A 23620-nucleotide genomic window follows, 5' to 3' on the forward strand; every position below is an offset into this window, starting at 1 on the left:
GAATGGTTGGCCTTCTCCGCTTCGATGAACTCGTAGAAGTCCTCTACTTTTGCTTCGCGGCAAAGAAGGCGCTGACTTTTCCCAAGAACTCGACCTCGGCCTTCAATCTCTCGTTCTCAGCCAAGGCCTTCCGGTGTTCATCCCAGGACACCGGGCCCCGGTCCACAGGCTCTAGAGCAGGACCGTCCTGATGTTTTCCCCGGTGCCGATGAAGCCAGTTCCCCAACGTGCTCTCCTTCACCCCGAGCTCGTCAGCGACTTGCTTCACTGAACGATCCGAGGACAACACCAGCTGCACAGCTTCCTCACGGAAAGCCGCATCATATTTTCTTCTAGGACCAGTCATTCTGAAGTCGATCTCCCATCAACCTGTCTCAGAAAACCATACGGCCGCACAAACCCTCTATCACGTCCCGCGTGCTTGCGGCGGGACCTTCTCTCACATTCCACTGCTCTCTGGCGGCTAGTGCCGCGGCGGCGTAGGGTCGATTGGACCATGACTGAACAGCAGCCGTACGATCTGGTCCAGCAGTATCCGCACTTCGAGCTTCGTCGCTACCCCGCGCATGTCCTCGCGGAGGTGCAAGTCCACGCGGCGTTCGATCGCGCCGGGAACGAGGCCTTCCGTTACCTTTTCAACTACATCAGCGGCAACAACACCAGCAGGCAGAAGCTGTCCATGACCGCGCCTGTCATTCAAGAAAGCGGAACGTCGGAGGAACTGGTCATGACGGCGCCGGTCTTGCAAAGCGGACCGATCTCTGGGGCTGCAGATGATGACTACGTTGTTGCTTTCGTCCTGCCAGCAGGACTGACAGCAGAGACTGCTCCAAAACCTGAAGAGCCCAGGGTCAAAATCCGTGAGGTACCGGGGGCGTTATCTGCTGTAGCACGATTCACAGGCAATGGCTCAGCCGCGGCCTTTCAACGCCATACTGTAGCGCTGATGGAGGCTCTTCAACTGGCTGATCTGACTCCCATCGGTTCGCCCAGGTTCGCGCGCTTCGACCCACCTTTCAAACCTTGGTTCCTCCGCCACAACGAGGTAGTCCTTGACGTTAAGGAACCCTAACCTGACCGATGTGAGAGATGGTTGGCCGGGAGGGCTCGGGATGTGAGAGATGGTTGGCCGGGAGGGCTCGGGATGTGAGCGATGGTTGGCCGGGAGGGCTCGGGATGTGAGCGAGCGTTTGGGTCCGGACGCCCCAATAGACTGGAACGGTGACTTCCCAGGACTCTCTGACATCCATAGGCGCCGCCCGGATCGCCGTTACGGCACTGCTCGACGGCGGTGTGCGGCACGTGGTGGTGGCGCCTGGTTCGCGTTCGGCGCCCATGGCCTACGCGCTCGCGGAAGCTGAAGCTGAAGGCCGGGTTCGGATCCACGTCCGCATAGATGAGAGGGATGCTGGATTCACGGCCCTGGGGCTTGCTCTCTCCACCCAAGCTCCCGTGGCAGTGGTGACCACTTCCGGGACAGCGGTGGGCAACCTGCTTCCCGCTGTCATGGAGGCCAATCATTCCGCCGTCCCCGTGGTGGTGATTTCCGCTGACCGTCCCGAAGAACTCCACGGCACCGGGGCAAACCAGACCACCACCCAAATGGACCTTTTCGGCGATCACGTGAGATTCGCCGTCGACGTCCCGGCAGGTGATCACCCCCAAAAGGCGGTTGCCACAGCACTTTACGCCGCCACGGGGGCCCTCGAAGACACCCCGCCCGGCCCTGTCCAGGTGAACCTCGCGTTCCGGGATCCGCTGGTTCCGGACGCAGGCGACGCTCTTCCCGAGACCGCCGGTCGCGGCGTGTTCCATTACGACGCCGGTCCCCAGGCACTGGATCTTCCGGCAGCTTCCCAGCAACTCGCCGAAAGACGAACCGTGGTCCTTGCCGGCCATGACGCCGGCCCCGTAGCTGAAGCCTTTGCCCGCGCCCACGGTCTGCCACTGTTGGCGGAACCTTCGTCCAACGCACGCTTCGGGCCGAACGCTATTGGACCTTACCGGGTCTTGCTGGCCCACTTTGGTCCGGATTCACCCACACCGATCGAACGCGTTGTCCTGTTCGGACGGGCAACGCTCTCCCGTCCTGTGGCTGCCCTGCTGGCGCGTGAGTCTGTTGAATCCGCCATCTACCAGCCCGTCCCGGTTGCCTGGTATGAAGCAGGGCGGCGCCGCGAAACACCCATCGAAACTCTTCCCGAGCTCGCCGACTTTGCCGGACGTGGGTCTGCCGAATGGCTCGATTCCTGGCTGCTCGCCGGCGCGGCCGCACAGCATGGCCTCGACGGGGTGCTCGCGGGGGAGAGCCTTGCAACCGGTCCCTCGGTTGGCGCTACCGTCTGGGAGCACTCCCGCGGTCAGTTGGTGCTGGGTTCTTCCAACGGCATCCGCGACGTCGACCTCGCGGGAGCACCTCACCCCGAACCCATTGCTGCGGTTCACGCCAACCGCGGCCTCGCCGGCATCGATGGAACCATCGCCACAGCCACCGGAATTGCCCTGGGCAGCGGCCGTGAAACCACGGTCCTGCTTGGCGATGTCACCTTCCTTCACGATGCCGGGGGACTCCTTATCGGTCACGGAGAACCCGTGCCGGATCTCCGGATCGTGGTGCTCAACGACTCCGGCGGTGCCATTTTCAGCCTTCTCGAGCACGGTGTGGTGGAGGACTCAGGGGCCTACGGCACCGCCGTCGAGCGCCTCTTCGCTACCCCGCACTCAGTGGACATTGCGGCACTCGCGGCGGCTTACGGCGTCGGACACCAAGCAGTAACCACGACGGCGGAACTCGCCGCGGCCCTCAAGTCGCCTGTGAAGGGCCGCACCATTGTTGAAGTGCGCGTGGACCGGGCAGGCCTCCGCCAGCTCCATGCACGGATCAAAGAAGCCATATCGGCTGCGGTGGGCCAAGTCCTGACGGCGGGCTAACCCGCTCCGCCCCACCTCGCTACCGTTACCGCCGATCGCACCCGTAACCGCTGGTGCGAATGGCGCGAAGGGGTGCGCCGCGGGTGAAGGAGTGGCGCGCCGAGCGCGAAGGGGTGCGCCGCCCGCCGTCGTACTTCACTAGGGACAGACACCCACAATTCGACGGTGACGCAAAACGGGAGGGCGACACCCAAATGTGGGTGTCGCCCTCCCGTTTGGGTGGTGCTAACGACTATGCGCGGGGTTAGTCCTCCACCACGTCAATGTGTGTAGGGTCCAGGACGCGGCGTAGGAATTCCTTGGTGCGCGGCTGGGTGGGAGCACTGATGACGTTCTCCGCCGGCCCTTCTTCCACCACAACACCGGCGTCCATGAACACCACGCGGTCTGCCACTTCGCGGGCGAAGCCCATCTCGTGGGTGACCACCAGCATGGTCATGCCTTCTTGGGCCAGCTTGCGCATGACGGCCAGGACGTCGCCCACTGTTTCCGGGTCCAGGGCTGACGTGGGCTCATCGAAAAGCATGAGCTGCGGGTCCATGGAGAGGGCCCGGGCAATGGCCACACGCTGCTGCTGGCCACCGGAGAGCTGGTCCGGGAAACGGTCGGCAAGGTGACCCAGGCCGACGCGCTCGAGGTTGTGGCGCGCTACTTCGCCAGCCTCGGACTTGGACCGTTTGAGAACCTTCACCTGCGAGATGGTGCAGTTGTCCAGCACGCTCAAGTGCGGGAACAGGTTGAAGTGCTGGAACACCATCCCAACGTTCCGGCGCATCCTGTTGAGGTCCACGTCCGGGTCTGTTGCCTCGAACTCACCCACGTTGATGGTGCCGCCGTTGGGCTGTTCGAGCAGGTTGACGCAGCGCAGGAGGGTGGATTTACCCGAACCCGAAGGCCCAATCAGGCAAACAACCTGGCCTGGTTCAACGGTCAGCGAGATGCCTTTGAGGACCTCATTGCTGCCGTAGGACTTGCGCAGATCCTTGATGTTTACGCCGGCGGCTTGAACGGTGGCCGTGCTCCCAGTGGAGTTATTCATGACTGTCCTGCCTATCGCTTAGTCCGCGCGGAGCGGCTTTCGAACTTCCGTGCCAGGAGGCTCAACGGGATGGTGATGACCAGGTAGAAAGCACCGGCTACGAGCAGCGGCGTGAGGCCGGCGCCGAGGCTGGAGATGCCGTCACGGCCAAACTTGGTGAGCTCGTACTGGGACGCGGTGAGACCCAGAACGTAGATCAGCGAGGAGTCCTTGGTGAGCAGGATGATCTCGTTGGTCAGCGGCGGCAGGACGATTTTGAATGCCTGGGGGATGACGATTGAGATCATGGCCCGCCAGTGCGGCATGCCCAGTGAGCGGGCTGCTTCCATCTGGCCCTTGGGCACAGCCTGAAGGCCGGCGCGGAGTGTTTCAGCGATATAGGCCGAGGCCACCATGCCCAACGAAACCATGACCACGATGTTGACGTCCCACTGCACGCCGAACGCCAGCGGTACGCCGTAGCCGAAAGCGATGAACACCAGAAGCGCGGGAACGCCTCGGAAGAACTCGATGTATCCGGTGGCGAGCCAGCGGTACAGCGGGAACGAGGAGAGCTTCATCAGGGCCAGCAGAAGGCCGCCGGACAAGCCCACTATGAAAGCCAGTGCCGTGTAAATGAGGGTGTTCTTGAGGCCCACCAGGAAGATGTCCGGGAACATCGGCCCGATCTTGGCGAAGTTGAAGACGCTGGTACCAATGGTCTTCCAGTCCACAGCAAGGATCACTGCGACCACGGCCACTACGAAGATTCCGGCCTGGACGTACAAACTGACTTTGGCTCGTTGACGTGCAGTCATTGCCATGGGGTTCTCACATTCATGTTGCGCAGGTGGGGCCCCGAAACAACATGTGGTTTCGGGGCCCGCCTGCGTGGATCTGGGGAGCCGGGGCTCGGACTACTTGCTGGCTTCGCCGAACCAGGTGGTCTCGAACTTCTTCATGGATCCGTCGTCGGTGATGCGCTTGAGGGTGGCGTTCACGGCATCAGCCATGGCGGTGTTCCCCTTCTTGATGGAGATGCCCAGTTTCTCACCCGTTGCAAAGTCTTCAACGCGCTTGAGGTTGGAGTCGTCCTTGATGGCGTAGCCCAGGACGGAGCCGTTACCCACTGCGGCGTCGATGGTGCCGGCCTTGAGGGCCTGAACCAGGAGGCCGGAGTCTTCGAACTGCTGGGCGTCGATTCCCTTGTCCTTGGCGTACTGGGCGCCGGTAGTGGCCTGCTGGACGCCTACCTTCTTGCCCTTGGCGCCGTCGAGGTTGTTGATGCCGGAGGAGGACGTGGCCACGAGGGTCAGGTCGTCGTCCAGGTAGGGGTTGGAGAAGTCCATGACGTTCTTGCGGACGTCCGTAATGGAGATCGAGGAGATGGAGACATCGCAGCCGGTCAGTGCGGTGCCGGTCTCGATTGCTTCGAAGGAGCTGTCCACCACGTTGAGTTCGGCCTTGACGTCCTTGGCGATCTCGGCGGCGATGTCCATGTCGAAGCCCACGATCTTGCCATCCTTCTGGAATTCGAAGGGCTCGTAAGGCACGTCCGAGCAAACGGTCAGCTTGCCGGCGTTGATGAGCTTGAGGCCGGAGTCCGAGGACGAAGCCGGGGTGGAGGAACCACCACAGGCGGTGAGGGCCAGGGCGCCGGCGGCGAGCACGGCGGCAATCTTGGTGCCGGACAGAACCGAACGGGAGATCTGCATGTTGTTTACCTTTTGTTGCAGTGGATGCTGAACTGAGTCGGTTTTAGTGTAGCGCCGAACGTGAGATGTGCATCACAGGAAACGAAGTTTCACTATTGGATAACAAGTTTACGCACTAATCAACCACTGCAGAAGTGATGGTGTCTGAAATCCCAGATTCAGCCCTTGATGCCCAGGGCTTCCAGCATCGGCCGGAATTTGGCCCACGTTTCGGCCAGTTCGACCTCCGGCACGGAGCCTTCCACAATCCCGCAGCCCGCATACAGGCGCACGGTATTGGCGTCCTCAATCACAGCGCCACGGAGTGCGATGCCCCATTCACCATTCCCGGCAGCGTCCAGCCAACCTACGGGGCCGGCGTAAGGGCCGCGGTCCAAATGCTCCAGTTTGCGGATCAGGGCACCGGCTACCAATGTGGGCGTTCCGCAGACCGCCGCTGTGGGATGCAGGGCGTTGATCAGGGCCAGGCAGGTAGGAACGTGTCCCTCGATGTCAGCCAGCTCCGCCTTCACGTCCGAGGCCAGATGCCACACATTGGGCAGCTCCAGAATGAAGGGCTCGCTGTGGGAATTCATCGCCTCGGAGAAAGGAGCGAGCTGCCGCGTCAATGAATCAATGGCGATCTCGTGTTCGTGGCGTTGCTTTTCTGAACCGGCCAGGACCCGCTCGGCGTACTCCATGGGGGACCCGTCCATGCCATCCGCGTCGCGGCGATCCAGTGTTCCTGCCAACACCCGCGCCTGCGCAGTCCGGCCCTCCACTTGAATCAGCATCTCCGGCGTAGCTCCGACCAGACCGTCCACGCCGTACGTCCAGCATTCGCGGTATCTCGCAGCAAGCTGACGAAGAACCTCCGCAGCATTGACGCCCTCCGGAAGGTTGGCGACGACGTCGCGCGCCAGCACCAGCTTCTCCAGTTTTCCGGCTCGGATCTCCTCCACACCGTTGGAAACGGCCTGCATCCAAGCGGCCTCACTCAGGGACCCGCGGCTGAGGTGACCGGCGGAACCGTCCGCATTAACAGCCTCCGGTGAGAGTCCGACGTCGGGCCCTCCGGTGGCTGAAGCGTCGCCGTTGGGCTCCGGCTGGGTAAGCCAGCGGTCCACGGAGGCGAGGACGCCGGCCTCGGTGAGGGGGCCGTCGTCGAACGTCAACTGGGTGGCCCAGGCGCGGCCATCACGGATGCCGATCACTAGTTCGGGGAGGATCAAGCGGGACACATGCGGGGAGGTTTTGGAGAAGGCAAAGGAGCCGAAGGCCACCGGACCGGTGCCCGGGACCTCCACAAGATCCGTGATGTCCGCCTCAATAATGAGGTGTCGCCACCAGATATCGGCCTCAAGGAATCGCTCGGGCCCGGTGGCGTTGAAGCGGGTCAGCTCGCCATAGCCAACCAGGCCGGCCTCCCTGCGGGACCAGCACAGGACGTCGTCCCGCACCAGAAACGACGGCAGCCCCCCGGAGGATGATTCAACATTCAGGGGGACTGTCAAGGTGCGGAGCGTGCTCGTCATGATGGAACAACAGTACTCCCGTGCCCAGCCAGAATCTGAGCCGACTTCTACAGCGCAGCAAAGTCGGTTGAATGTCTGAGACAATTACAGGGTGAACCGAGCATCCTTGGAAAAGCGTCCGGACGAAGTTGCGACGATGTTTGATGATGTCGCCCCAAAATACGACGTCGTCAATGATGTCCTGTCCATGGGACAGACCCGGCGTTGGCGCCGGATCGTGGTGGACGCCATGGATGTGAAAAAAGGCCAGAAGGTCCTGGACCTCGCCGCCGGAACGGGAACATCCAGCGAACCCTACGCCGACGCAGGCGTGGACGTTGTGGCCTGCGACTTTTCCCTGGGCATGCTCAAAGTAGGCAAGCGCCGCCGCCCGGACATCGACTTCATTGCCGGCGACGCCACTAACCTGCCGTTCGCTGACAACAGCTTCGATGCCTCCACCATCTCCTTCGGCCTCCGCAACGTGGTGGAACCGCGCAAGGCTCTTGAAGAGATGCTGCGCGTCACCAAGCCTGGCGGGCGGCTGGTCATCGCCGAGTTCTCGCACCCCGTGGTTCCCTTGTGGCGCAACCTCTACACCGAGTACCTGATGCGTGCGCTTCCGGCCATCGCCACCAAGGTCTCCTCCAACCCGGACGCCTACGTGTACCTCGCCGAATCCATCCGCGCCTGGCCGGACCAGGACCACCTGGCCCAGTGGCTCAGCGACGCCGGCTGGACGGACGTAACTTACCGGAACCTCAGCGGCGGCATTGTTGCCGTGCACCGTGCGCAGAAGCCCGCCGATCACCGCGAAAGTGTTCCCGTGGCAAAGCTTCGCCGCCAGATCAAGCCGCGCCACCAGGCCGGCTAACCAGCACAGCCCGTTGATTAGGACGTCGTGAAAGTACTGATTGTTGGCGCGGGCCCTGCCGGGTCCACCGCCGCGTATTACCTCGCCCAGCAGGGCATCGATGTCACGGTGCTGGAAAAGACCTCTTTTCCCCGTGAAAAAGTCTGCGGCGATGGGCTCACTCCACGCGCGGTCCGCGAGATCCAGAAGCTTGGGCTGCCCCATGCTGTCTCGGAGGGTTGGCGCCGGAACAAGGGCCTTCGCCTTATTGCCGGTGGCCGCACCATCGAATTGCCGTGGCCCGAGGTTGCCGACTTCCCCACCTACGGCCTGATCCGGACCCGACTCGGTTTTGACGAGGACCTGGCCCGCCACGCCGAGTCCGCGGGCGCCGTCGTGCTTGAACGCCACAGCGTCACCTCCGCGTTGACCGCAGAAGACGGCCGCGTGATCGGCGTCCAGGCTTCCATCCTTGACGAGTCCGGACGCAAGACGGGCGAAACGCGCGACTTCCACGCCGACGTCGTCCTCGCCGCGGACGGCAACTCAACGCGAACTGCGGTGTCGTTGGGTATGCACAAACGCGACGACCGTCCGCTGGGCGTCGCAGTGCGCACCTATTTCACTTCGCCCAGGCATGACGATGACTGGATGGAGGGCTGGCTGGAACTCCCCGGCAAGTCCGGTAAACCGCTGCCCGGATACGGTTGGGTGTTCGGGGTTGGCGACGGAACCTCCAACGTGGGCCTGGGGATACTGAACTCGTCCAAGGAATTCGGCAAACTCGACTACAAGCAGGTCCTGCGCGAATGGACCGCCGGCATGCCGTCCGATTGGGGCTTCACACCGGAAAACCAGGTGGGGGAGATCCGCGGTGCCGCGCTGCCCATGGGCTTCAACCGCACCCCGCACTACTCACCCGGGCTTCTCCTGTTGGGTGACGCCGGCGGAATGGTGTCCCCGTTCAACGGAGAGGGCATTTCCTACGCCATGGAGTCGGCCCGGTTCGCGGCTGAGTTCCTGATTGACGCGTCGTCGCGCTCGGCTTCCGCCGGTTGGACAACGCACGACGCCGATGCTCACCTTTCGCGGTACGCGGACTATGTGCGGGACCAGTGGGGTTCACACTTCACACTGGGCCGCATGTTTGCCTCCCTGATCGGGAAGCCCGCCGTGATGAAGCTGGCACTGCGCACGGGTATGCCCATTCCTGTGCTCATGCGCTTTGTGGTTCGAATGCTCGCGAACCTCACGGATCCGTCCGCGAAGGGCTTCGAAGACCGGGTTATCCGGGTCCTCGAAATGCTGGTTCCGGCCACCTCCAACACTTCGCCTGCCCGCGCCCTTACGCCGGCAGGCTCCAACACCGCGGTTTCCGCAACAACTAGTTAGGGTTAACCCGTGACGAACTCTGCCGAACACAGCTGGACTCATGCCGGGCACGGCTTGCCGCAGGCCGTTGAGCCTGCTCCCAACACCACCGCAATAGCAACGGGACTCCAGCTGCCCGCCGGATTCGCCGCCATTGCCGGCGATGCCGAGCTCGGACCGGCCATCACCACCAACCTTGCACGGGTTGAGAAAAAGCTCCGCGAAGCCATTTCCAACTCGGACCCCCTGGCTGACGCGACGTCGCGCCACCTGGTGGAAGCCGGCGGCAAGCGCATTCGTCCGCTGTTGACCCTGCTGTGCGCCCACCTTGGCGATGCTTCCCGCCCCGAGGTTGTTCAGGCCGCTGTTGTGGTGGAACTGACACACCTCGCCACGCTGTACCACGACGACGTCATGGACTCCGCACCCTTCCGCCGCGGTGCTCCCACGGCCCACGAAGTATGGGGCAACTCCGTCGCCATCCTCACCGGTGACCTCATCTTTGCCCGTGCCTCCATCCTGGTGTCCGAGCTCGGTTCCCGCGCGTTGGGCATCCAAGCGCGGACCTTCGAGCGCTTGTGCCTCGGCCAGCTCCACGAAACCGTGGGCCCGCGCGAAGACGAAGATCCCGTGGAGCACTACCTGTCCGTCATCGCAGACAAGACCGGCTCACTGGTGGCAGCGTCCGGCCAGCTCGGAGCGATCTTCGCCGGCGCCGATGAGTCCTACGAGGACCTGCTGGTGGAATACGGCGAGAAAGTTGGTGTGGCTTTCCAGCTTGCCGACGACGTCATTGATGTCACCGGTGTGAAGGTCAAGTCCGGTAAGTCCCCGGGCACTGACCTCCGCGAAGGTGTTCCCACTTTGCCTGTCCTGCTGCTTCGCCGGGATGCTGGTGCAGGGGATGCCTCCGCTACTGCCCTCCTTGAACTGATCGACGGCGATCTGTCTTCCGACGCGGCTTTGGCTGAAGCCGTTGCTGGCCTGCGCGAGCACCCGGTCACCAACGAGTCCTGGAAGATTGCCCGCCAGTGGTCCGCCGAAGCCGTTGCGGCATTGGAGCCGCTGCCGGAGGGCGTCGTGAAGGCGTCGCTGACCAACTTCGCCCATGCTGTGGTGGACCGCAGTAGCTAGGTTTCTCTTTGCTTTGCGCGTTTGTGGCTTCCTGACCCTGTTTGAGCGCCTGACGGCCGCTATGCACCCTAAATGGGTTGTATAGCGGCCGTTGCCGTTTCAAACAGGGTCAGGATGCCACTTGGATCACGACGCCGGTACCCACTTGGGCGTCCAGCGCGACGGTCCGAAGTGGCCTGCTTCCCTGTTGCCCAGGACTGCGAGCACTTCAGCCACCATTTTTTCAGGGTGATGGACGACGTCGGAATAGTAATAGCGAAGGACCAGCGGCCCGCCACGGATGCTGGCATTGTTTCGGTACTGGTCCTTTTTCACTTGCCTGCCTTCCAAGTGAGTACCGCCATCCAACTCGATCACCAGGCAACCGTTGATCAGACAGTCGACTTCGCCAACACCTTGCAGCTGAACGTGCATGCTCACCCTCAGTCCGGCCCTGGTGAAATGCGTATGAGCCAAAATTTCAAGTAACGAATCAGACCTCGGAATAACCAACCCCAGAACTGCCCGCGCCCGTCCATTCCGCGTACCTGGCAGCTTTGATCTCAGATAGTCCGGGCCAAGTAGCGCCTGGCTCACTGCGCTTTGAACCATGACCAGTGATTCCAATTCCGGGAGGCATCTGAGCGCATGGATCAGAACGTCGGCTACACCGGCAACAGGCAGGTAGGAATGTGGGGGATGGGTCATGGAGGCGTGGTCAACAATGTCAGGTTTGGACAGCCCGTTTCCGCAACTCAGATGCAGGGTTGTTGGTTTACGAAGCACCCATAGGCTGTAGAACCTCGCCGCCGAGATGCACGTCAGGCGCCCATTCGTGCGAAAGGCGGCTACGACGTCGGGGTCCGCTCCTTTGAGTGTGTAGACGCCGCGCTGCAGCTTAGACACCGATCCGGAGGCCACAGCCGTTGCCAGTGCTCTTTCTGAGAAGCCGGCCCGCTTCAAGTCCGCGGTCTTGGCGGCACCGTGTCTGATTCGGAGGAATTCGGTGAGGTCCATCATCCATGCTTGCTGCGCTGGAGACTGCCCGGAACCGGTATTTCGGTCTATGTGGATAACTCCACGAGGCCGTAAAGAGCGCGCGGTGACCTCGAAATTTCATTGACCCCAAGAGTTGCACATATGACAGGTTTGTCATAAGCTATTCACGGATCCACTAAATGCCTCCGGTGGGTCTGATGCGAACGGAGATTGTGGTCCCGGTTCGGTGCAGCGTATGACTCGTAACGTTGCAGCGAGCCGGGGCCATTCCGTTTTTAGCCCGGAAACCCGAGGCCTCACTCTGAAACCCTGTGGCTTCGTGACCCCCTCTGAACACAAATCAGCCCCTATGCAACCAATGAAGGTTGCATAGGGGCTGATAGTAGATCAAACGGGGTCAGGAACCCCGTCGAAAACTGAAGACTTAGTCTTCGTCGTCGTTGAATGCCCACTCGAACATGTCGAACACGAACTCGGAGAACGTACCTTCTTCGCTCTTCCACTGGCCGCGGGCGTTATTGCGGCGCCAGACGATGGGGTCCGGGATGCTGAGATCGGCGGTGCGGAAGCCCCACGTGAATTGCTCGTCCTCGTCTTCGAGGAACATGAGGAAGCCTTCGTCATCAACTTCGAGTTCCTCAGGGTCCCAGAAGTAGTGGTAAGCCTCCATGAGGTCCTCGCAGCCGCCGATAGCAAGGTAGAACTCGCGCAGAACCAGCGGGATGGTGAAGGAGTGATCGGCCAGGGCGTCGTCCAGCTCGGCCGGCGTGAGGCCGTCTTCTTCCTGCCATTCATCCTCGAGATACTTTGGGACCAGCGCGCGGAACTTCTCGAGGAACATGTCAGTCATGCTCTTATCCTAGCTAATCCCGGGGGCCCGAAATTGCGCCCCCACCGGTGGCTGCTCGATGCCATCCGCGCACAGCCAACGGCACATACCAACTGCGCCGCCACGCGGTCACCCGGAAAGCGAAAACAACGCCAGCGATGACACAAGCGGTAACCCCATTGAACAGGCCAAGGTTCCACAACAAGGTGGTCAAGCCGGCACCCGCGAAGGCCGGCAGCGCATAGATGTCGCGGTTGTTGAACAGGGTAGGGATTTCGTTCGCGGTGATGTCACGGAGCAGGCCTCCGCCCACGGCAGTGGTGACCCCCAGCAGGATCGCAGCCACCGGATTCATGCCCGCGCCGATTGCCTTCAGCGTGCCCGTGATGCAGAACAAGGCCAGCCCGCCGGCGTCGAACAGGGTCAGCAGAGAGGTGAAGCGCTGCACGGAGGAAAACAAGTAGTAAACCAGCAGCGCAGCCAACAACGGCGGGGCCAGGTACGCGGGGTTGGTGAAAGCGATAGGGGGACCGGCGTTGATCACGATGTCACGGATTACGCCACCGCCCAGTGCCGCGATGGACGCGAGAAGTATGGAGCCCACGAAGTCGAACTGCTTCCGGGCCGCCAACAACGAGCCTGACACAGCAAAAAAGAACACGCCGATGAGGTCAAGCCAAAGAAGAACAATGTCAAAGGAAATCAAGTGGACGGGTTCTTTCTTAACGCGCTTAACAACAGGTGCTGGCTCAACGTTACGCTAGCTCCCATGAACAGCCCCGTTTTGATCGCTTGCGCCCATGGAACCCGCAACGCCGAAGGCCAGGCTGCCATCCGGCGCGTGATGGCAGACATTGAAACTCTCCGCCCCGGTTTGCGTGTTGTTGAGGCGTACGTTGACGTTCAGGAACCGGAGCTGGGCGGCGTGGTGGAGGGCCTGCCGGAGGGGACTGCCGCCGTCGTCGTACCGCTTTTGCTCTCTACCGGCTTCCACATCAAAGTGGACGTGCCCAAAGCCATCAAGAGCCGCCCTGAGGTAATTGCCGCCAGGCCCCTGGGTCCGGACCCTCGGTTGGCAGAGCTGTTGGCCACCCACCTGCGTGCGGCCGGGCTGACTGAGAACGACGGCGTGCTGCTGGCCGCCGCTGGATCGTCCCTTCCGGACGGCTCGGTTGACTCGGAAGAGCAGGGGAGGCTCCTCGGCGAGCTGCTGCCGAACAAAGTGCGCGTCGCCTATGGCGCCAGTGCCCAGCCAACAGTGCCCGACGGCGTCGCCTCCTTGCGTGCCGAACTCGCCGCAGACGGTGGGACAGGCAGGGTTTTCATTGCCTCATACCTGTTGGCTACCGGCTATTTCCACGATCAGTTGGCGAAGGCGGGCGCGGACGTTGTGGCGGCACCTTTGCTGCCTTCTCCTGTGTTGGCGGAGATCGCGCTGGAACGGTATGACGCAGTGGTGGCTAGCCGCTGACGACAGGTTTGCGGCGAGGGTTGTTGACTAGTTCCGGGGGCAACGCCTCCAGTCTCTGTGCGATCACCGAACCAGCGTCCGGCCCGCCCCACTCTATGTAGGCCGACTCCTTGGGATGCAGCAGAACAATGCCAAGCAGCGCAACATCCCCGTTCGGCGTACCGACCATCCGAGGTACGTGCGGATGTTTCACACCCACGATGAGGTCAACCAGTCCAGCTGCGTTGCGCCAGCGCCGCGGTGTGCTTGTGCAGTTGATTTCCCGCAGGGTCAAGCCCCCGGGATGCTCTACTGCTCTGTAAAGTCCTGGGTTCATGGCCACTGATTGGGCAGCTAGGTACAGAAGTTCGAACTGCCAAAGCCTGTCCAGCTCATGGATGCCCTTCCCGACCAAAGCCGCGCTTGCAAGATAGACCTCAAGTCCTTCTCCCAACCTGTTGCTTTTGTGAAGGGGTCTTGACCCCTTTGAGTTCTTCCCTGAACCAGTCCGGAATGTGGTCCTCGTTTCTGGGGAAATACGTAAGTTCGTCGGAGTAGTCCGCTTCTGCGGGTTCCGGAGACTCCCACGCAGGCTTCTGGTTGTAGTTGTAGCTGGCCTCCCAGCCGATGCCAGCAGGGGCGATGGTCAGAGTCATGGACAGCCAAGTTTTGTTCGAATGGGTCCGTTGCGACGGAGTGCTGAGTCATCCTGTTCGTCGCCTTAATCCGTTTCAGGGGTCCAAGTGGATCCCCGTATTTCTTCTTTAAACCAGTCGGGGATGTGTTCCTCGTCGCGGGGGAAGAGGTACAGCTCCTGGGCGTAGGTGTCGTTGACCGGTTCGCCGAGTTCCCAGACGGGCTTTTCGGTGTAGTTGTAATCTGCCTCCCAACCATCACCTTCGCGAGTGATTTTGATGGTCATGGAGAACCATGTGCCTTTGCCGGGCTTGTACATTAATTCTCGAAGGTCGTCGACCGTGAATGCGATCTCTTTGATGATGCTCTTACGGTCGATCAAGTCTCCGCGATGGAAGATCTTAGTTATTGAGCTGCCCCGGCTGCCTATTTGATTGTGGACATACACCAGCGAATCCCAAGCTGTATCTGCCGGACGGACGGACCACATTGCCTCTGCGATGATTCGTTCGTATTCGCGCGCCTGCTCGAACGGGTCCTTGGCCGGTTGCGACGCCGTCATCGACTGCCTCTTTCTACTATGTTATTGAAGGTTTCATCAACAAAACCTTTGCCGTCGGCCCAGGCTTGGACGATGAATTTTTCGGGTGTCTTCATGGACGGCCGTCGAAGGACATCTATTTGCAGATTAATCTTAGGCGGCGGTACTTCGAGCAACTTGTCGCGTAATTGCATCTCGATCCTGTAGAAGTTCTTCCGGTTAACCGAACTTCGGTTGAGTTCCTTGAGCATGCCGACGGTGTTGATGCGTTCGCCGATTCCGTCGAGGAGTCGCGCGATGAGGTGCCCGCCGTCGTAGTCGGGCGGAACGACGTCGGGGTCCCAGTCGCCTATTTCGGCCGTTGATTCCCTGCCAACGGAACCTTGGATGTACGGGGATCGTTGGCCGTCACCAAGTTCCAGCCCTACCACCGCCACGTGTTTGGTGTGTCCGTTTTCGTCGGTCTTGCTGGACCGATGGTTTGGACGGGTTGTGGTGCGGAGTGGAGACCAGATCGGTGGTGGCTTGGTGGTGTTCCGCGGCCCTGCCTAGCGTGCCGATCGCCGGGGGCCGGTGGGCGGCCTGGTCCAGGCGTTCTATGCCTTGGAGCAGGTCCTCTGCCAAGCCACCGAGGGGGCCACGGCCCACCCCGGAGAACCCGTCGGCTACGCGGACGGCACCTCCGCCGTCGTCGAGGTGATCCAGGACGTTGGCCATCCCTTGGAGTGCTGGTTTGAGGGCATGTTCCAAGGTGGCGACCTTGACGCCGGCCATGGCATCGGAGATTTTGGCGCTAGTTGCGGGCGCGAGGTCCGCCAGAACCTTTTCGAGGAGGGCGCCGGCGCGTACTGCTGTTGTTCCGCCGCCGGTGGCCAGCGCTGCGCCGAGGTCGGTGGTGTTGCGGGTCAGCGCGTATTCCCATTCGCCCTTCGCCCACGCCTCGGCATGGAGCATGGCGGGCAGGGCCTGGCTGAGCTCGGCGGCAGCTGCTTCCTGGTCCTCTTGTTTGCCGGTGATGGCACGATCCAGCCAGACGCCGGGGGAGATGAAAGTGCCAATGTTCCAGAGGGTCTTGCCGATTCCTTTCAGGGTGTCCTCGCCGCTGGGCGTCTCTTCGAGGCCCAGTTCGGGCACGGAAGGCCTCGCCACGGCTGACATCCAGGACAGCGAGTATGCCGTGGCCGCGGTTTCCCACAGGGTGTCCAGGGCGCCCTGCGCGGCTCCTGCCCAACCGTGCAGTTTTGCCCGTTCAACGGGTGCACCCCAGGGGAGTTTGCCTTCCTCGCCCAAGGCATCCAGGGTGGGGGCGTCCACCGCGTAGACGTTGGAACCATCGGCTCGGGCCGCGGCGTCGGTGGCGCTGACGTAGCGGGTTCCGCCGTACACTCCGCGGATCTTGTTCGCGCAGTCCTGCTCGGCTTCTGCGAACCAGGCTTTGATCTTGTTGAGTTCGGCGAGGAGCCGGTGCTGTTCGTCCACGATCGCCGGGACGGTCCCCCAGTCATCACCTTTGAGGTCGATGCGACTACTGAGCTTCGAGGCGTCCTCCGTGAGATTCCCGGACAGGGTCTTCACGGCTTGGCAGGCAGTGGCAAATTCGGACAAAGCCGCGGCGGCCACGGACGTGCCGTCGTTGACTGTGCCGGCCATGACTCTCACCGGGGTGAAAGCGGCCAGGAGGTCAGGGAGTTCCGGGGTGTGGAACGGGACGGCCAGAGCGTTCCAGTTCGTTGCGGTTGTGGTGACAGCATCCCGGAGTCCGGCTCCTGCGGCGTGTAGGTCCTTTGCCGCCAAATCGAGTGCGGCGGGATCCGGGACCATCGGCAACGCCGCTAAGTCCAGGCCCGGGACGCCGCCCTGCGGGGCGATACACCTGCCAAAGTTGTCTGCCATGCCGTACTCAGCCGCGCTCGGGCGAACGGCGACCGCCCCACGACAGCGAGCCGCCGCCGTCGAGCCCCGAGACACGACCCAACCCTGATCCGTCGGCTGCCAGGGTGGATGCCGAGGCCTGCGCCTGTCGCGCCATGTCGGCGTCGGCCCGTACATAAGCCGTCAACGCGACCGTTGCGCCTTCGATGATGCGGTTGGACCGTCCGGCGATGGCTGTGAGGTGGGGGAGTGCGGAGATCTCGGCGTACTCATGAAGGGCCTTGCCCACCAGACCACCGCCCACCACGGTGCCTGCGCCATCGAGCGAGGCGCCCAACCGTGTGGCAGCTTGGTTCTGCCCGTCCGCATCCGCCGCCGCGGTAGCCAGCACAGCCCGCGTACCGGCAGGGTCAATATCCCAGCTGATCGTCACCAAATCCCCCCCAAAACGGCTCCTCCGGGACCGGAAAAGCAAGACTTGAGAGGATGCTACTAATTCGCAGGGCCGGCATCGCAGCCCAGAAAAAGTCCCCAAAAAACGTCACGAAAAGGCCCAGAGCGCCACAATAGGAACCTGCACAAGAAGCCCTCAGCAACAAGGCCAATGACGCCTTCGTGACGAAATGTTTCCCTAGGTGACTTAGCATTTCCGGACCTTTGCTGGCGAAATCTGGCCAGACCTACAGTCGATGTATGACAGATACAGCTGTAGCCGGTGCGTCCGCGGACACCGCAGTCCCCTCGCGTCCGGCGCGCACCCGCCCTGCCGCCAAGCCCCACGGCCAGTGGAAGGTTGACGGCACCGCTCCACTCAACGCCAACGAAACCTGGAAACAGGAAGACAACGGGCTGAACGTCCGTGAGCGCATTGAGTCTGTCTACTCCAAAGAAGGCTTTGATTCGATCGACGGCACGGACCTTCACGGCCGCTTCCGTTGGTGGGGCCTCTACACCCAGCGCAAGCCCGGGATCGACGGCGGCAAGACCGCAACGCTTGAACCGCACGAGCTCGAAGACAAGTACTTCATGCTGCGCGTGCGCATCGACGGCGGTGCACTTACCACTGAGCAACTCCGGGTCATCGGCCAGATCTCCGTGGACTTCGCCCGCGGCTCGGCCGACCTGACGGACCGTCAGAACATCCAGCTGCACTGGATCCGTGTTGAGGACGTGCCGGAGATCTGGCGCCGCCTTGAAGGTATTGGACTGTCCACCACAGAAGCTTGCGGTGACGTTCCCCGCGTTATCCTCGGCTCCCCGGTTGCGGGCATTGCCAAGGACGAGATCATCGATCCCACACCGCTGATCCACGAGCTCGCCGAGCGTTTCATCGGCGACCCCGAGCTGGCCAACCTGCCGCGCAAGTACAAGACCGCCATCACGGGCCACCCGTCCCAGGACGTGGTGCATGAGATCAACGACTTCGCCTTGGTGGGCGTCGTCCACCCCGAACTCGGTGCGGGCTACGACCTCTGGGTTGGCGGCGGCCTGTCAACCAACCCGCGTCTGGCCGAACGCCTGGGTGTGTTCGTTTCCGCCGACGTTGCCGCTGAAGTGTGGCTCGGCGTCACCAGCATCTTCCGCGATTACGGTTACCGCCGCATGCGCACCAAGGCCCGCCTGAAGTTCCTCATGAACGACTGGGGACCGGCCAAGTTCCGCCAGGTCCTTGAGGACGAATACCTCGGCTTCAAGCTCCCGGACGGCCCTGCAGCTCCCAAGCCCACGGCTCCCGGTGACCACATTGGTGTTCATGAGCAGAAGGACGGCAAGTTCTTCATCGGCGTGACCCCGACTGTGGGACGCACGTCCGGCGAGGCACTCGTTACGCTGGCAGACACTTTGGAGAAGCACGGCAGCTACCGCCTGCGCACTACTCCTCACCAGAAGCTGGTCATCCTGGACGTGGCCAAAGAGCAGGTTGAGCCGCTCATCGCCGAACTGGACACTTTGGGCCTCTCGGCTCGTCCGTCCGTGTTCCGCCGCGGCACCATCGCCTGCACGGGCATCGAGTTCTGCAAGCTGGCCATCGTGGAAACCAAGGTCACAGCTGCTACGGCCATCGCTGAGCTGGAGCGCCGCTTGGCCGACCTCGTGGAAACCAAGCAGCTCCCGTCGGCACTGTCCCTCCACATCAACGGCTGCCCCAACTCCTGCGCCCGTATCCAGACGGCCGATATCGGCCTGAAGGGCATGATGCTGCCAACGCCCGACGGCGACCCCACCCCGGGTTTCCAGGTCCACCTCGGTGGCGGGCTGGCCAACAACGAGCGCGAGGAAGCCGGTTTGGGACGTACCGTCCGCGGCCTCAAGGTCACGGTGGAAGACCTGCCCGACTATGTGGAGCGCGTGGTCCGTAAGTTCGTCGCCGTTGGCGCCGAGGGCCAGACCTTCGCAGAGTGGGCACACTCGGCAGATGAAGGAGATCTCCAATGACAGATCCCGTCACCATTACCAACCTCGCCAGCGCACCAGCCCGTCCGGCGCTTCGTTCCCATGAGGAACTTAAGGCCCTGGCCGAATCCGGCGCCGCTGAGCTCGGCTGGAACGCTCCTGCCCGGGATGTCATCGCCTGGGTGGCCCGCAACTTCGAGCTGCCTACGGTCACGGTCGCCTGCTCCATGGCCGACGCCGTCCTGCCGGCTTTGGTCGCGGACCAGCTTCCCGGCGTCGACGTCTTGTTCCTGGAAACCGGCTACCACTTCAAGGAAACGTACAAGACGCGCGACGAAGTCGCGGCGAATCTCCGCGTCAACGTGGTGGACGTCCTTCCCGAAACCACTGTGGAACAGCAGGACCGGCTCTTGGGCAAGGACCTGTTTGCCCGCGACCCCGCCCAGTGCTGTGCGCTGCGCAAGGTCCAGCCGTTGCGCCGCTCGCTGGCCGGCTACGAGGTGTGGTTCACCGGTGTCCGCCGAGATGAAGCACCCACCCGCACCAACACGCCCGTGGTCACCTGGGATGAGGGCTTCGGCCTGGTCAAGGTGAACCCGATGGTGGACTGGACCTTCGATCAGCTGATCGAGTACTCCGAGGACAATATCCTTCCCGTCAACCCCCTCCTGAGCCAGGGCTACCCGTCCATCGGCTGCCAGCCCTGCACCCGCAAAGTGGCCCCGGGTGAAGACCCCCGCGCCGGCCGTTGGGCAGGATCCGACAAGACAGAATGCGGACTACACACATGAGCACCCAAACAACGTCAACGGACGCCTACGCAGCAGATGCCGCCCCCGCCCCTTCGCTGGACGGCAATGCTGCAGGCAGCATTGCGTCCAGCTTCGACAGGCCCGATGCCACTCCCGGGGCGGCATCTGCTGCTTCGGCTCTGCAGTCAACTCGCCTTTCGTCACTGGACACCCTCGAGTCCGAAGCTATTCACATCATCCGCGAGGTTGTTGCCGAGTTCGAGAAGCCTGCGCTGCTGTTCTCCGGCGGCAAGGATTCCGTGGTCATGCTGCACCTGGCCACCAAGGCGTTCTGGCCGGGCAAGGTTCCGTTTCCGGTCCTTCACGTGGACACCGGCCACAACTTCCCGGAGGTCATCGACTTCCGTGACCGCACCGTTGAGCGTCTGGGCCTGAAGCTGGTTGTTGGCTCAGTCCAGGAATTCATCGACCGCGGCGAGTTGGCTGAGCGTGCCGATGGGACCCGGAACCCGCTGCAGACCGTTCCGCTGTTGGATGCGATCCAGCGCAACAAGTTCGACGCCGTGTTCGGCGGCGGCCGTCGCGACGAGGACAAGGCCCGCGCCAAAGAACGCATCCTGAGCCTCCGTGACGAGTTCGGCCAGTGGGACCCGCGCAACCAGCGCCCCGAACTGTGGAACCTGTACAACGGCCGCCACACTGTGGGCCAGCACGTCCGTGCGTTCCCCATCAGCAACTGGACCGAGCTGGACATTTGGCGCTACATCGAGCGTGAGAACATCGAGCTTCCCAGCCTGTACTACGCCCACGAGCGCGAAGTCTTCGCCCGCGAAGGCATGTGGCGCGCTGTGGGCGAGGTTTCCCAGCCGCTGCCGCACGAGGAAGTCATCACCAAGCTGGTGCGCTACCGCACGGTGGGCGACATGTCCTGCACAGGTGCTGTCGAGTCCGACGCACGCACCGTGGCCGACGTCGTTGTTGAAGTCGCTGCCTCCACCCTGACCGAACGTGGCGCCACCCGAGCAGATGACCGCATCTCCGAGGCAGCCATGGAAGACCGCAAGAAGGACGGCTACTTCTAAATGAGCACCGAAACATTGGCTGCCGGGCTGGAAACAGCCCTGCCCACAACCCTCTTCCGCTTCGCTACCGCCGGCTCGGTGGACGACGGCAAGTCCACTTTGGTGGGCCGCCTCCTCCACGATTCCAAGGCCATTCTTGCTGACACGCTCGACGCCGTTGCCCGCACCTCTGCGGACCGCGGCTTCGGCGGGGAAAAAGGTGGGATTGACCTGGCCCTCCTGACCGACGGCCTGCGTGCCGAGCGCGAGCAGGGCATCACCATCGATGTCGCCTACCGCTACTTCGCTACGGACCGCCGCAGCTTCATCCTGGCGGACTGCCCCGGGCACGTTCAGTACACCAAGAACACGGTGACCGGCGCGTCCACTGCGGATGCCGTCGTCGTACTCATTGACGCCCGCAAGGGTGTGCTGGAGCAGACCCGCCGGCACCTGTCCGTGCTGCAACTGCTTCGGGTTGCCCACGTCATTGTGGCCGTGAACAAGATCGACCTGGTGGACTTCAGCGAGCAGGTGTTCCGCGACATCGAAGCGGACGTGCAGAAGGTTGCCCGAGAGCTGGGTCTTGGTTCCGATGGTGTTGCTGATCTGCTGGTGGTTCCCGTTTCGGCGCTTGACGGCGACAACGTGGTGGACCGCTCTGAGCGCACCCCTTGGTACACGGGCCCGGCACTGCTGGAGGTCCTAGAAACCCTCCCTGCTGCTGACGAGCTTGAGGCCGAACTGGAGAGCTTCCGCTTCCCGGTCCAGCTGGTCATCCGCCCGCAGGGTGCCCTCGCTCCCGACGCTGTAGCTGGTGGGCTCGATGTGGAGGCGTACCGCGATTACCGCGCCTACGCAGGCCAGATCACCGAAGGCTCCGTGAAGGTTGGCGACGAAGTTTCTGTGATCAGCCCGGGCCACGAACCTCGCACCACCACGGTGATCGGCATCGACTTTGCCGGTCAGTCGCTGGAGGAAGCTGCTGCTCCGCAGTCAGTGGCCGTCCGTTTGGCCGACGAGATCGACATCGCCCGTGGCGACACTATCGCCGCTGCCGGAACTGTCCGCGAAAGCACAGCTGACCTGTATGCCTCGCTCGCATGGCTTTCACCGAAGCCGCTCCGCGAAGGCCAGAAGGTCCTGGTGAAGCACGGTACGCGCACCGTCCAGGCACTGGTTCGCAACGTCACGGGCAAGCTTGACCTGGCCACGTTCAACGTGGAGCCCGCGACCAATCTGGAGCTCAACGACATTGGGCACGCACAGCTGCGCCTGTCCGCTCCGCTGCCGCTGGAGAACTACCTGCACCACCGCCGCACCGGCGCTTTCCTGGTGATCGACCCCATCGACGGCAATACTCTCGCCGCCGGTCTTGTGAAGGACCACCCGGGCGACCACGAAGACGAACGTTACGTCATCTAGGGTCACACACAGTCACAAAACCGCAGCTTGTTCGCGACTCCTCACGTTGTACGGCGGGAATTTCGAACAGGCTGCGGTTTTCTTTTTGGGGAAGGACCCATGCCACAGAACACCTCGCTCAGCACTCTCCTCAACGCCGGCAAGGATCTGGTCCTGGACGGTGCGTTGGCCACGGAACTGGAAGCCCACGGCTGCGATCTGGAGGACGCATTGTGGTCGGCCAAGGTCCTGCTGGAGCAGCCGCACCTGATCAAACAGGTCCACCGCGACTACTTCGACGCCGGTGCCTCTGTGGCCATTACGGCCAGCTACCAGGCGACGCCGCTGGGTTTTGCGCGGCGCGGATTGTCCGTTGAAGAGTCATTGGAGCTGGTGGCGTTGAGCTTCCGGCTGGCCGATGAAGCCCGACAGGAAGCCTTGGCGGAAGGTTCAGCGAGTGGGCCTTTATTGGTGGCCGGATCCGTTGGCCCGTACGGCGCCTACCTCGCTGATGGCTCTGAATACCGCGGCGATTACACGCTTTCCGCCGCGGAATTCCGGGACTTCCACCGCCCGCGCATCTCTGCGCTCGTGGAGGCCGGTGCGGATTTCCTGGCATGCGAGACCCTGCCGTCGTACGCCGAAGCAGAGGCGCTCTTGGCGCTCGTGGCGGAGTTCGACGTCGAATCCTGGTTTACGTTCACGCTGCGGGACAGCGGCCACATCAGTGACGGAACGCCGATCGCGGACGTGGCTGCGTTGCTCAGCGCGGAACCGCGGGTGGCCGCCGTCGGCGTCAATTGCGTGCCGCTGGAACTGGTGACCGAAGCGCTTGGCAACCTTCAGAAGTCCTCGACCAAGCCGCTGGTGGCGTACCCGAATTCGGGGGAGACCTACGATGCTGTGACCAAGACGTGGGGTCCTTCGGAGGGCGTTCAAGGTAACGGAACTTTGGCGGGCAACGCAGCTTTTTGGCTTGACCGGGGCGCCCATCTCATAGGTGGATGCTGCCGCACAACTCCACGCGACATTGAAGGCCTGGCAGCGAATATGACGCCACGTGAACCTGCGTGAACCTTGATTTCTACGGGATTGAAGCCGAAATATGACAGTCCCTACTGTGAAGGCATGACCTCTCCGGAATGGTCCTTGCTTGCCCTCGACGGGCGATGTCACGGGGCCTGATCT

Annotated in this window: 25 protein-coding genes; 12 read left to right on the forward strand and 13 right to left on the reverse strand. The window is 62.5% G+C overall.

Annotation, left to right across the window (positions count from 1 at the left end):
• The 3 genes from HAV21_RS22090 to menD all read left to right on the forward strand — a co-directional run.
• On the forward strand, nucleotides 1-191 hold a 191-nt coding region (locus tag HAV21_RS22090; RefSeq protein WP_243753073.1), incomplete at its 5' end, for a hypothetical protein.
• Nucleotides 192-496: 305 nt separating this feature from the next.
• Entirely contained in the window at nucleotides 497-1072 is a 576-nt protein-coding gene (locus HAV21_RS00010; protein ID WP_142938237.1) for a heme-binding protein, read from the forward strand.
• A gap of 149 nt (nucleotides 1073-1221) precedes the next feature.
• Nucleotides 1222-2931, forward strand: coding sequence for a 2-succinyl-5-enolpyruvyl-6-hydroxy-3-cyclohexene-1-carboxylic-acid synthase (gene menD, locus HAV21_RS00015; RefSeq protein WP_166839773.1), 1710 nt, complete (start codon nucleotides 1222-1224; stop codon nucleotides 2929-2931).
• A gap of 244 nt (nucleotides 2932-3175) precedes the next feature.
• Here the strand turns inward: menD and HAV21_RS00020 are convergent, their stop codons facing one another.
• The 4 genes from HAV21_RS00020 to HAV21_RS00035 all read right to left on the reverse strand — a co-directional run bounded on the left by HAV21_RS00020 (nucleotide 3176) and on the right by HAV21_RS00035 (nucleotide 7178).
• Nucleotides 3176-3970 carry an amino acid ABC transporter ATP-binding protein gene (locus HAV21_RS00020; RefSeq protein WP_166839774.1) on the reverse strand — a complete coding sequence of 265 codons (795 nt, stop codon included), beginning with the start codon at nucleotides 3968-3970 and terminating at the stop codon, nucleotides 3176-3178.
• An 11-nt stretch (nucleotides 3971-3981) separates the two neighbouring features.
• On the reverse strand, nucleotides 3982-4773 hold the full coding sequence (locus tag HAV21_RS00025) for an amino acid ABC transporter permease (protein ID WP_142938240.1): 792 nt from the start codon (nucleotides 4771-4773) through the stop codon (nucleotides 3982-3984).
• 93 nt (nucleotides 4774-4866) lie between these two features.
• Nucleotides 4867-5664: an ABC transporter substrate-binding protein gene (locus tag HAV21_RS00030; RefSeq protein ID WP_166839775.1), complete on the reverse strand. Its 798-nt coding sequence runs from the start codon at nucleotides 5662-5664 to the stop codon at nucleotides 4867-4869.
• Nucleotides 5665-5822: 158 nt separating this feature from the next.
• Complete coding sequence (locus HAV21_RS00035; RefSeq protein ID WP_166839776.1) at nucleotides 5823-7178, reverse strand: isochorismate synthase; 1356 nt, start codon at nucleotides 7176-7178, stop codon at nucleotides 5823-5825.
• A 91-nt stretch (nucleotides 7179-7269) separates the two neighbouring features.
• On the opposite strand from HAV21_RS00035, the gene HAV21_RS00040 reads away from it, so the two are divergent.
• From HAV21_RS00040 to HAV21_RS00050, 3 genes are read left to right on the forward strand one after another with little or no spacing between them, the layout of a single operon-like run.
• Entirely contained in the window at nucleotides 7270-8031 is a 762-nt protein-coding gene (locus tag HAV21_RS00040) for a demethylmenaquinone methyltransferase (protein ID WP_142938243.1), read from the forward strand.
• Between the two features lie 27 nt (nucleotides 8032-8058).
• Entirely contained in the window at nucleotides 8059-9402 is a 1344-nt protein-coding gene (locus tag HAV21_RS00045) for a geranylgeranyl reductase family protein (RefSeq protein ID WP_166839778.1), read from the forward strand.
• Between the two features lie 9 nt (nucleotides 9403-9411).
• A complete protein-coding gene (locus HAV21_RS00050; protein WP_166839779.1) occupies nucleotides 9412-10515 on the forward strand; it encodes a polyprenyl synthetase family protein in 1104 nt (367 codons plus the stop codon).
• 126 nt (nucleotides 10516-10641) lie between these two features.
• On the opposite strand, the gene HAV21_RS00055 is transcribed toward HAV21_RS00050, so the two are convergent.
• The 3 genes from HAV21_RS00055 to HAV21_RS00065 all read right to left on the reverse strand — a co-directional run bounded on the left by HAV21_RS00055 (nucleotide 10642) and on the right by HAV21_RS00065 (nucleotide 13028).
• On the reverse strand, nucleotides 10642-11511 hold the full coding sequence (locus HAV21_RS00055) for a type IV toxin-antitoxin system AbiEi family antitoxin domain-containing protein (protein ID WP_166840839.1): 870 nt from the start codon (nucleotides 11509-11511) through the stop codon (nucleotides 10642-10644).
• A gap of 406 nt (nucleotides 11512-11917) precedes the next feature.
• Complete coding sequence (locus tag HAV21_RS00060; RefSeq protein ID WP_062073394.1) at nucleotides 11918-12343, reverse strand: hypothetical protein; 426 nt, start codon at nucleotides 12341-12343, stop codon at nucleotides 11918-11920.
• Nucleotides 12344-12356: 13 nt separating this feature from the next.
• Entirely contained in the window at nucleotides 12357-13028 is a 672-nt protein-coding gene (locus HAV21_RS00065) for a trimeric intracellular cation channel family protein (RefSeq protein WP_024817735.1), read from the reverse strand.
• Here HAV21_RS00065 and HAV21_RS00070 point away from each other — a divergent pair, their 5' ends adjacent.
• Nucleotides 13029-13793, forward strand: coding sequence for a CbiX/SirB N-terminal domain-containing protein (locus HAV21_RS00070; protein WP_166839781.1), 765 nt, complete (start codon nucleotides 13029-13031; stop codon nucleotides 13791-13793).
• Here HAV21_RS00070 and HAV21_RS00075 read toward each other — a convergent pair.
• The 6 genes from HAV21_RS00075 to HAV21_RS00100 form a co-directional block, all read right to left on the reverse strand.
• Entirely contained in the window at nucleotides 13783-14226 is a 444-nt protein-coding gene (locus HAV21_RS00075; protein WP_166839782.1) for a hypothetical protein, read from the reverse strand. The genes HAV21_RS00070 and HAV21_RS00075 overlap by 11 nt on opposite strands.
• Complete coding sequence (locus HAV21_RS00080; protein ID WP_166839784.1) at nucleotides 14210-14428, reverse strand: hypothetical protein; 219 nt, start codon at nucleotides 14426-14428, stop codon at nucleotides 14210-14212. The genes HAV21_RS00075 and HAV21_RS00080 overlap by 17 nt, the downstream gene beginning before the upstream one ends.
• 65 nt (nucleotides 14429-14493) lie before the next feature.
• The gene (locus tag HAV21_RS00085) at nucleotides 14494-14970 is read right to left on the reverse strand and encodes a hypothetical protein (RefSeq protein ID WP_166839786.1); all 477 of its coding nucleotides are present in this window, start codon (nucleotides 14968-14970) and stop codon (nucleotides 14494-14496) included.
• On the reverse strand, nucleotides 14967-15386 hold the full coding sequence (locus HAV21_RS00090) for a DNA/RNA non-specific endonuclease (protein WP_347877597.1): 420 nt from the start codon (nucleotides 15384-15386) through the stop codon (nucleotides 14967-14969). Before HAV21_RS00090 ends, HAV21_RS00085 begins: the two co-directional genes overlap by 4 nt.
• Nucleotides 15358-16842, reverse strand: coding sequence for a hypothetical protein (locus HAV21_RS00095; protein WP_166839787.1), 1485 nt, complete (start codon nucleotides 16840-16842; stop codon nucleotides 15358-15360). The genes HAV21_RS00090 and HAV21_RS00095 overlap by 29 nt, the downstream gene beginning before the upstream one ends.
• 7 nt (nucleotides 16843-16849) lie before the next feature.
• Nucleotides 16850-17254, reverse strand: coding sequence for a DUF6507 family protein (locus HAV21_RS00100; RefSeq protein WP_166839788.1), 405 nt, complete (start codon nucleotides 17252-17254; stop codon nucleotides 16850-16852).
• A 260-nt stretch (nucleotides 17255-17514) separates the two neighbouring features.
• On the opposite strand from HAV21_RS00100, the gene HAV21_RS00105 reads away from it, so the two are divergent.
• The 5 genes from HAV21_RS00105 to mmuM all read left to right on the forward strand — a co-directional run bounded on the left by HAV21_RS00105 (nucleotide 17515) and on the right by mmuM (nucleotide 23506).
• Entirely contained in the window at nucleotides 17515-19257 is a 1743-nt protein-coding gene (locus HAV21_RS00105; protein ID WP_166839790.1) for a nitrite/sulfite reductase, read from the forward strand.
• Nucleotides 19254-20006 (forward strand): phosphoadenylyl-sulfate reductase, encoded by a 753-nt coding sequence (locus HAV21_RS00110; protein WP_166839791.1) that lies wholly within the window; start codon nucleotides 19254-19256, stop codon nucleotides 20004-20006. The genes HAV21_RS00105 and HAV21_RS00110 overlap by 4 nt, the downstream gene beginning before the upstream one ends.
• Nucleotides 20003-21049, forward strand: coding sequence for a sulfate adenylyltransferase subunit CysD (cysD, locus tag HAV21_RS00115; protein WP_208095701.1), 1047 nt, complete (start codon nucleotides 20003-20005; stop codon nucleotides 21047-21049). The genes HAV21_RS00110 and cysD overlap by 4 nt, the downstream gene beginning before the upstream one ends.
• On the forward strand, nucleotides 21050-22453 hold the full coding sequence (locus HAV21_RS00120; protein WP_166839793.1) for a GTP-binding protein: 1404 nt from the start codon (nucleotides 21050-21052) through the stop codon (nucleotides 22451-22453).
• A gap of 99 nt (nucleotides 22454-22552) precedes the next feature.
• The gene (mmuM, locus tag HAV21_RS00125) at nucleotides 22553-23506 is read left to right on the forward strand and encodes a homocysteine S-methyltransferase (protein WP_166839794.1); all 954 of its coding nucleotides are present in this window, start codon (nucleotides 22553-22555) and stop codon (nucleotides 23504-23506) included.
• Nucleotides 23507-23620 lie beyond the last annotated feature (114 nt).

The organism is Paenarthrobacter sp. MSM-2-10-13 (genome assembly GCF_011605365.1).
GTDB lineage: Bacteria > Actinomycetota > Actinomycetes > Actinomycetales > Micrococcaceae > Arthrobacter.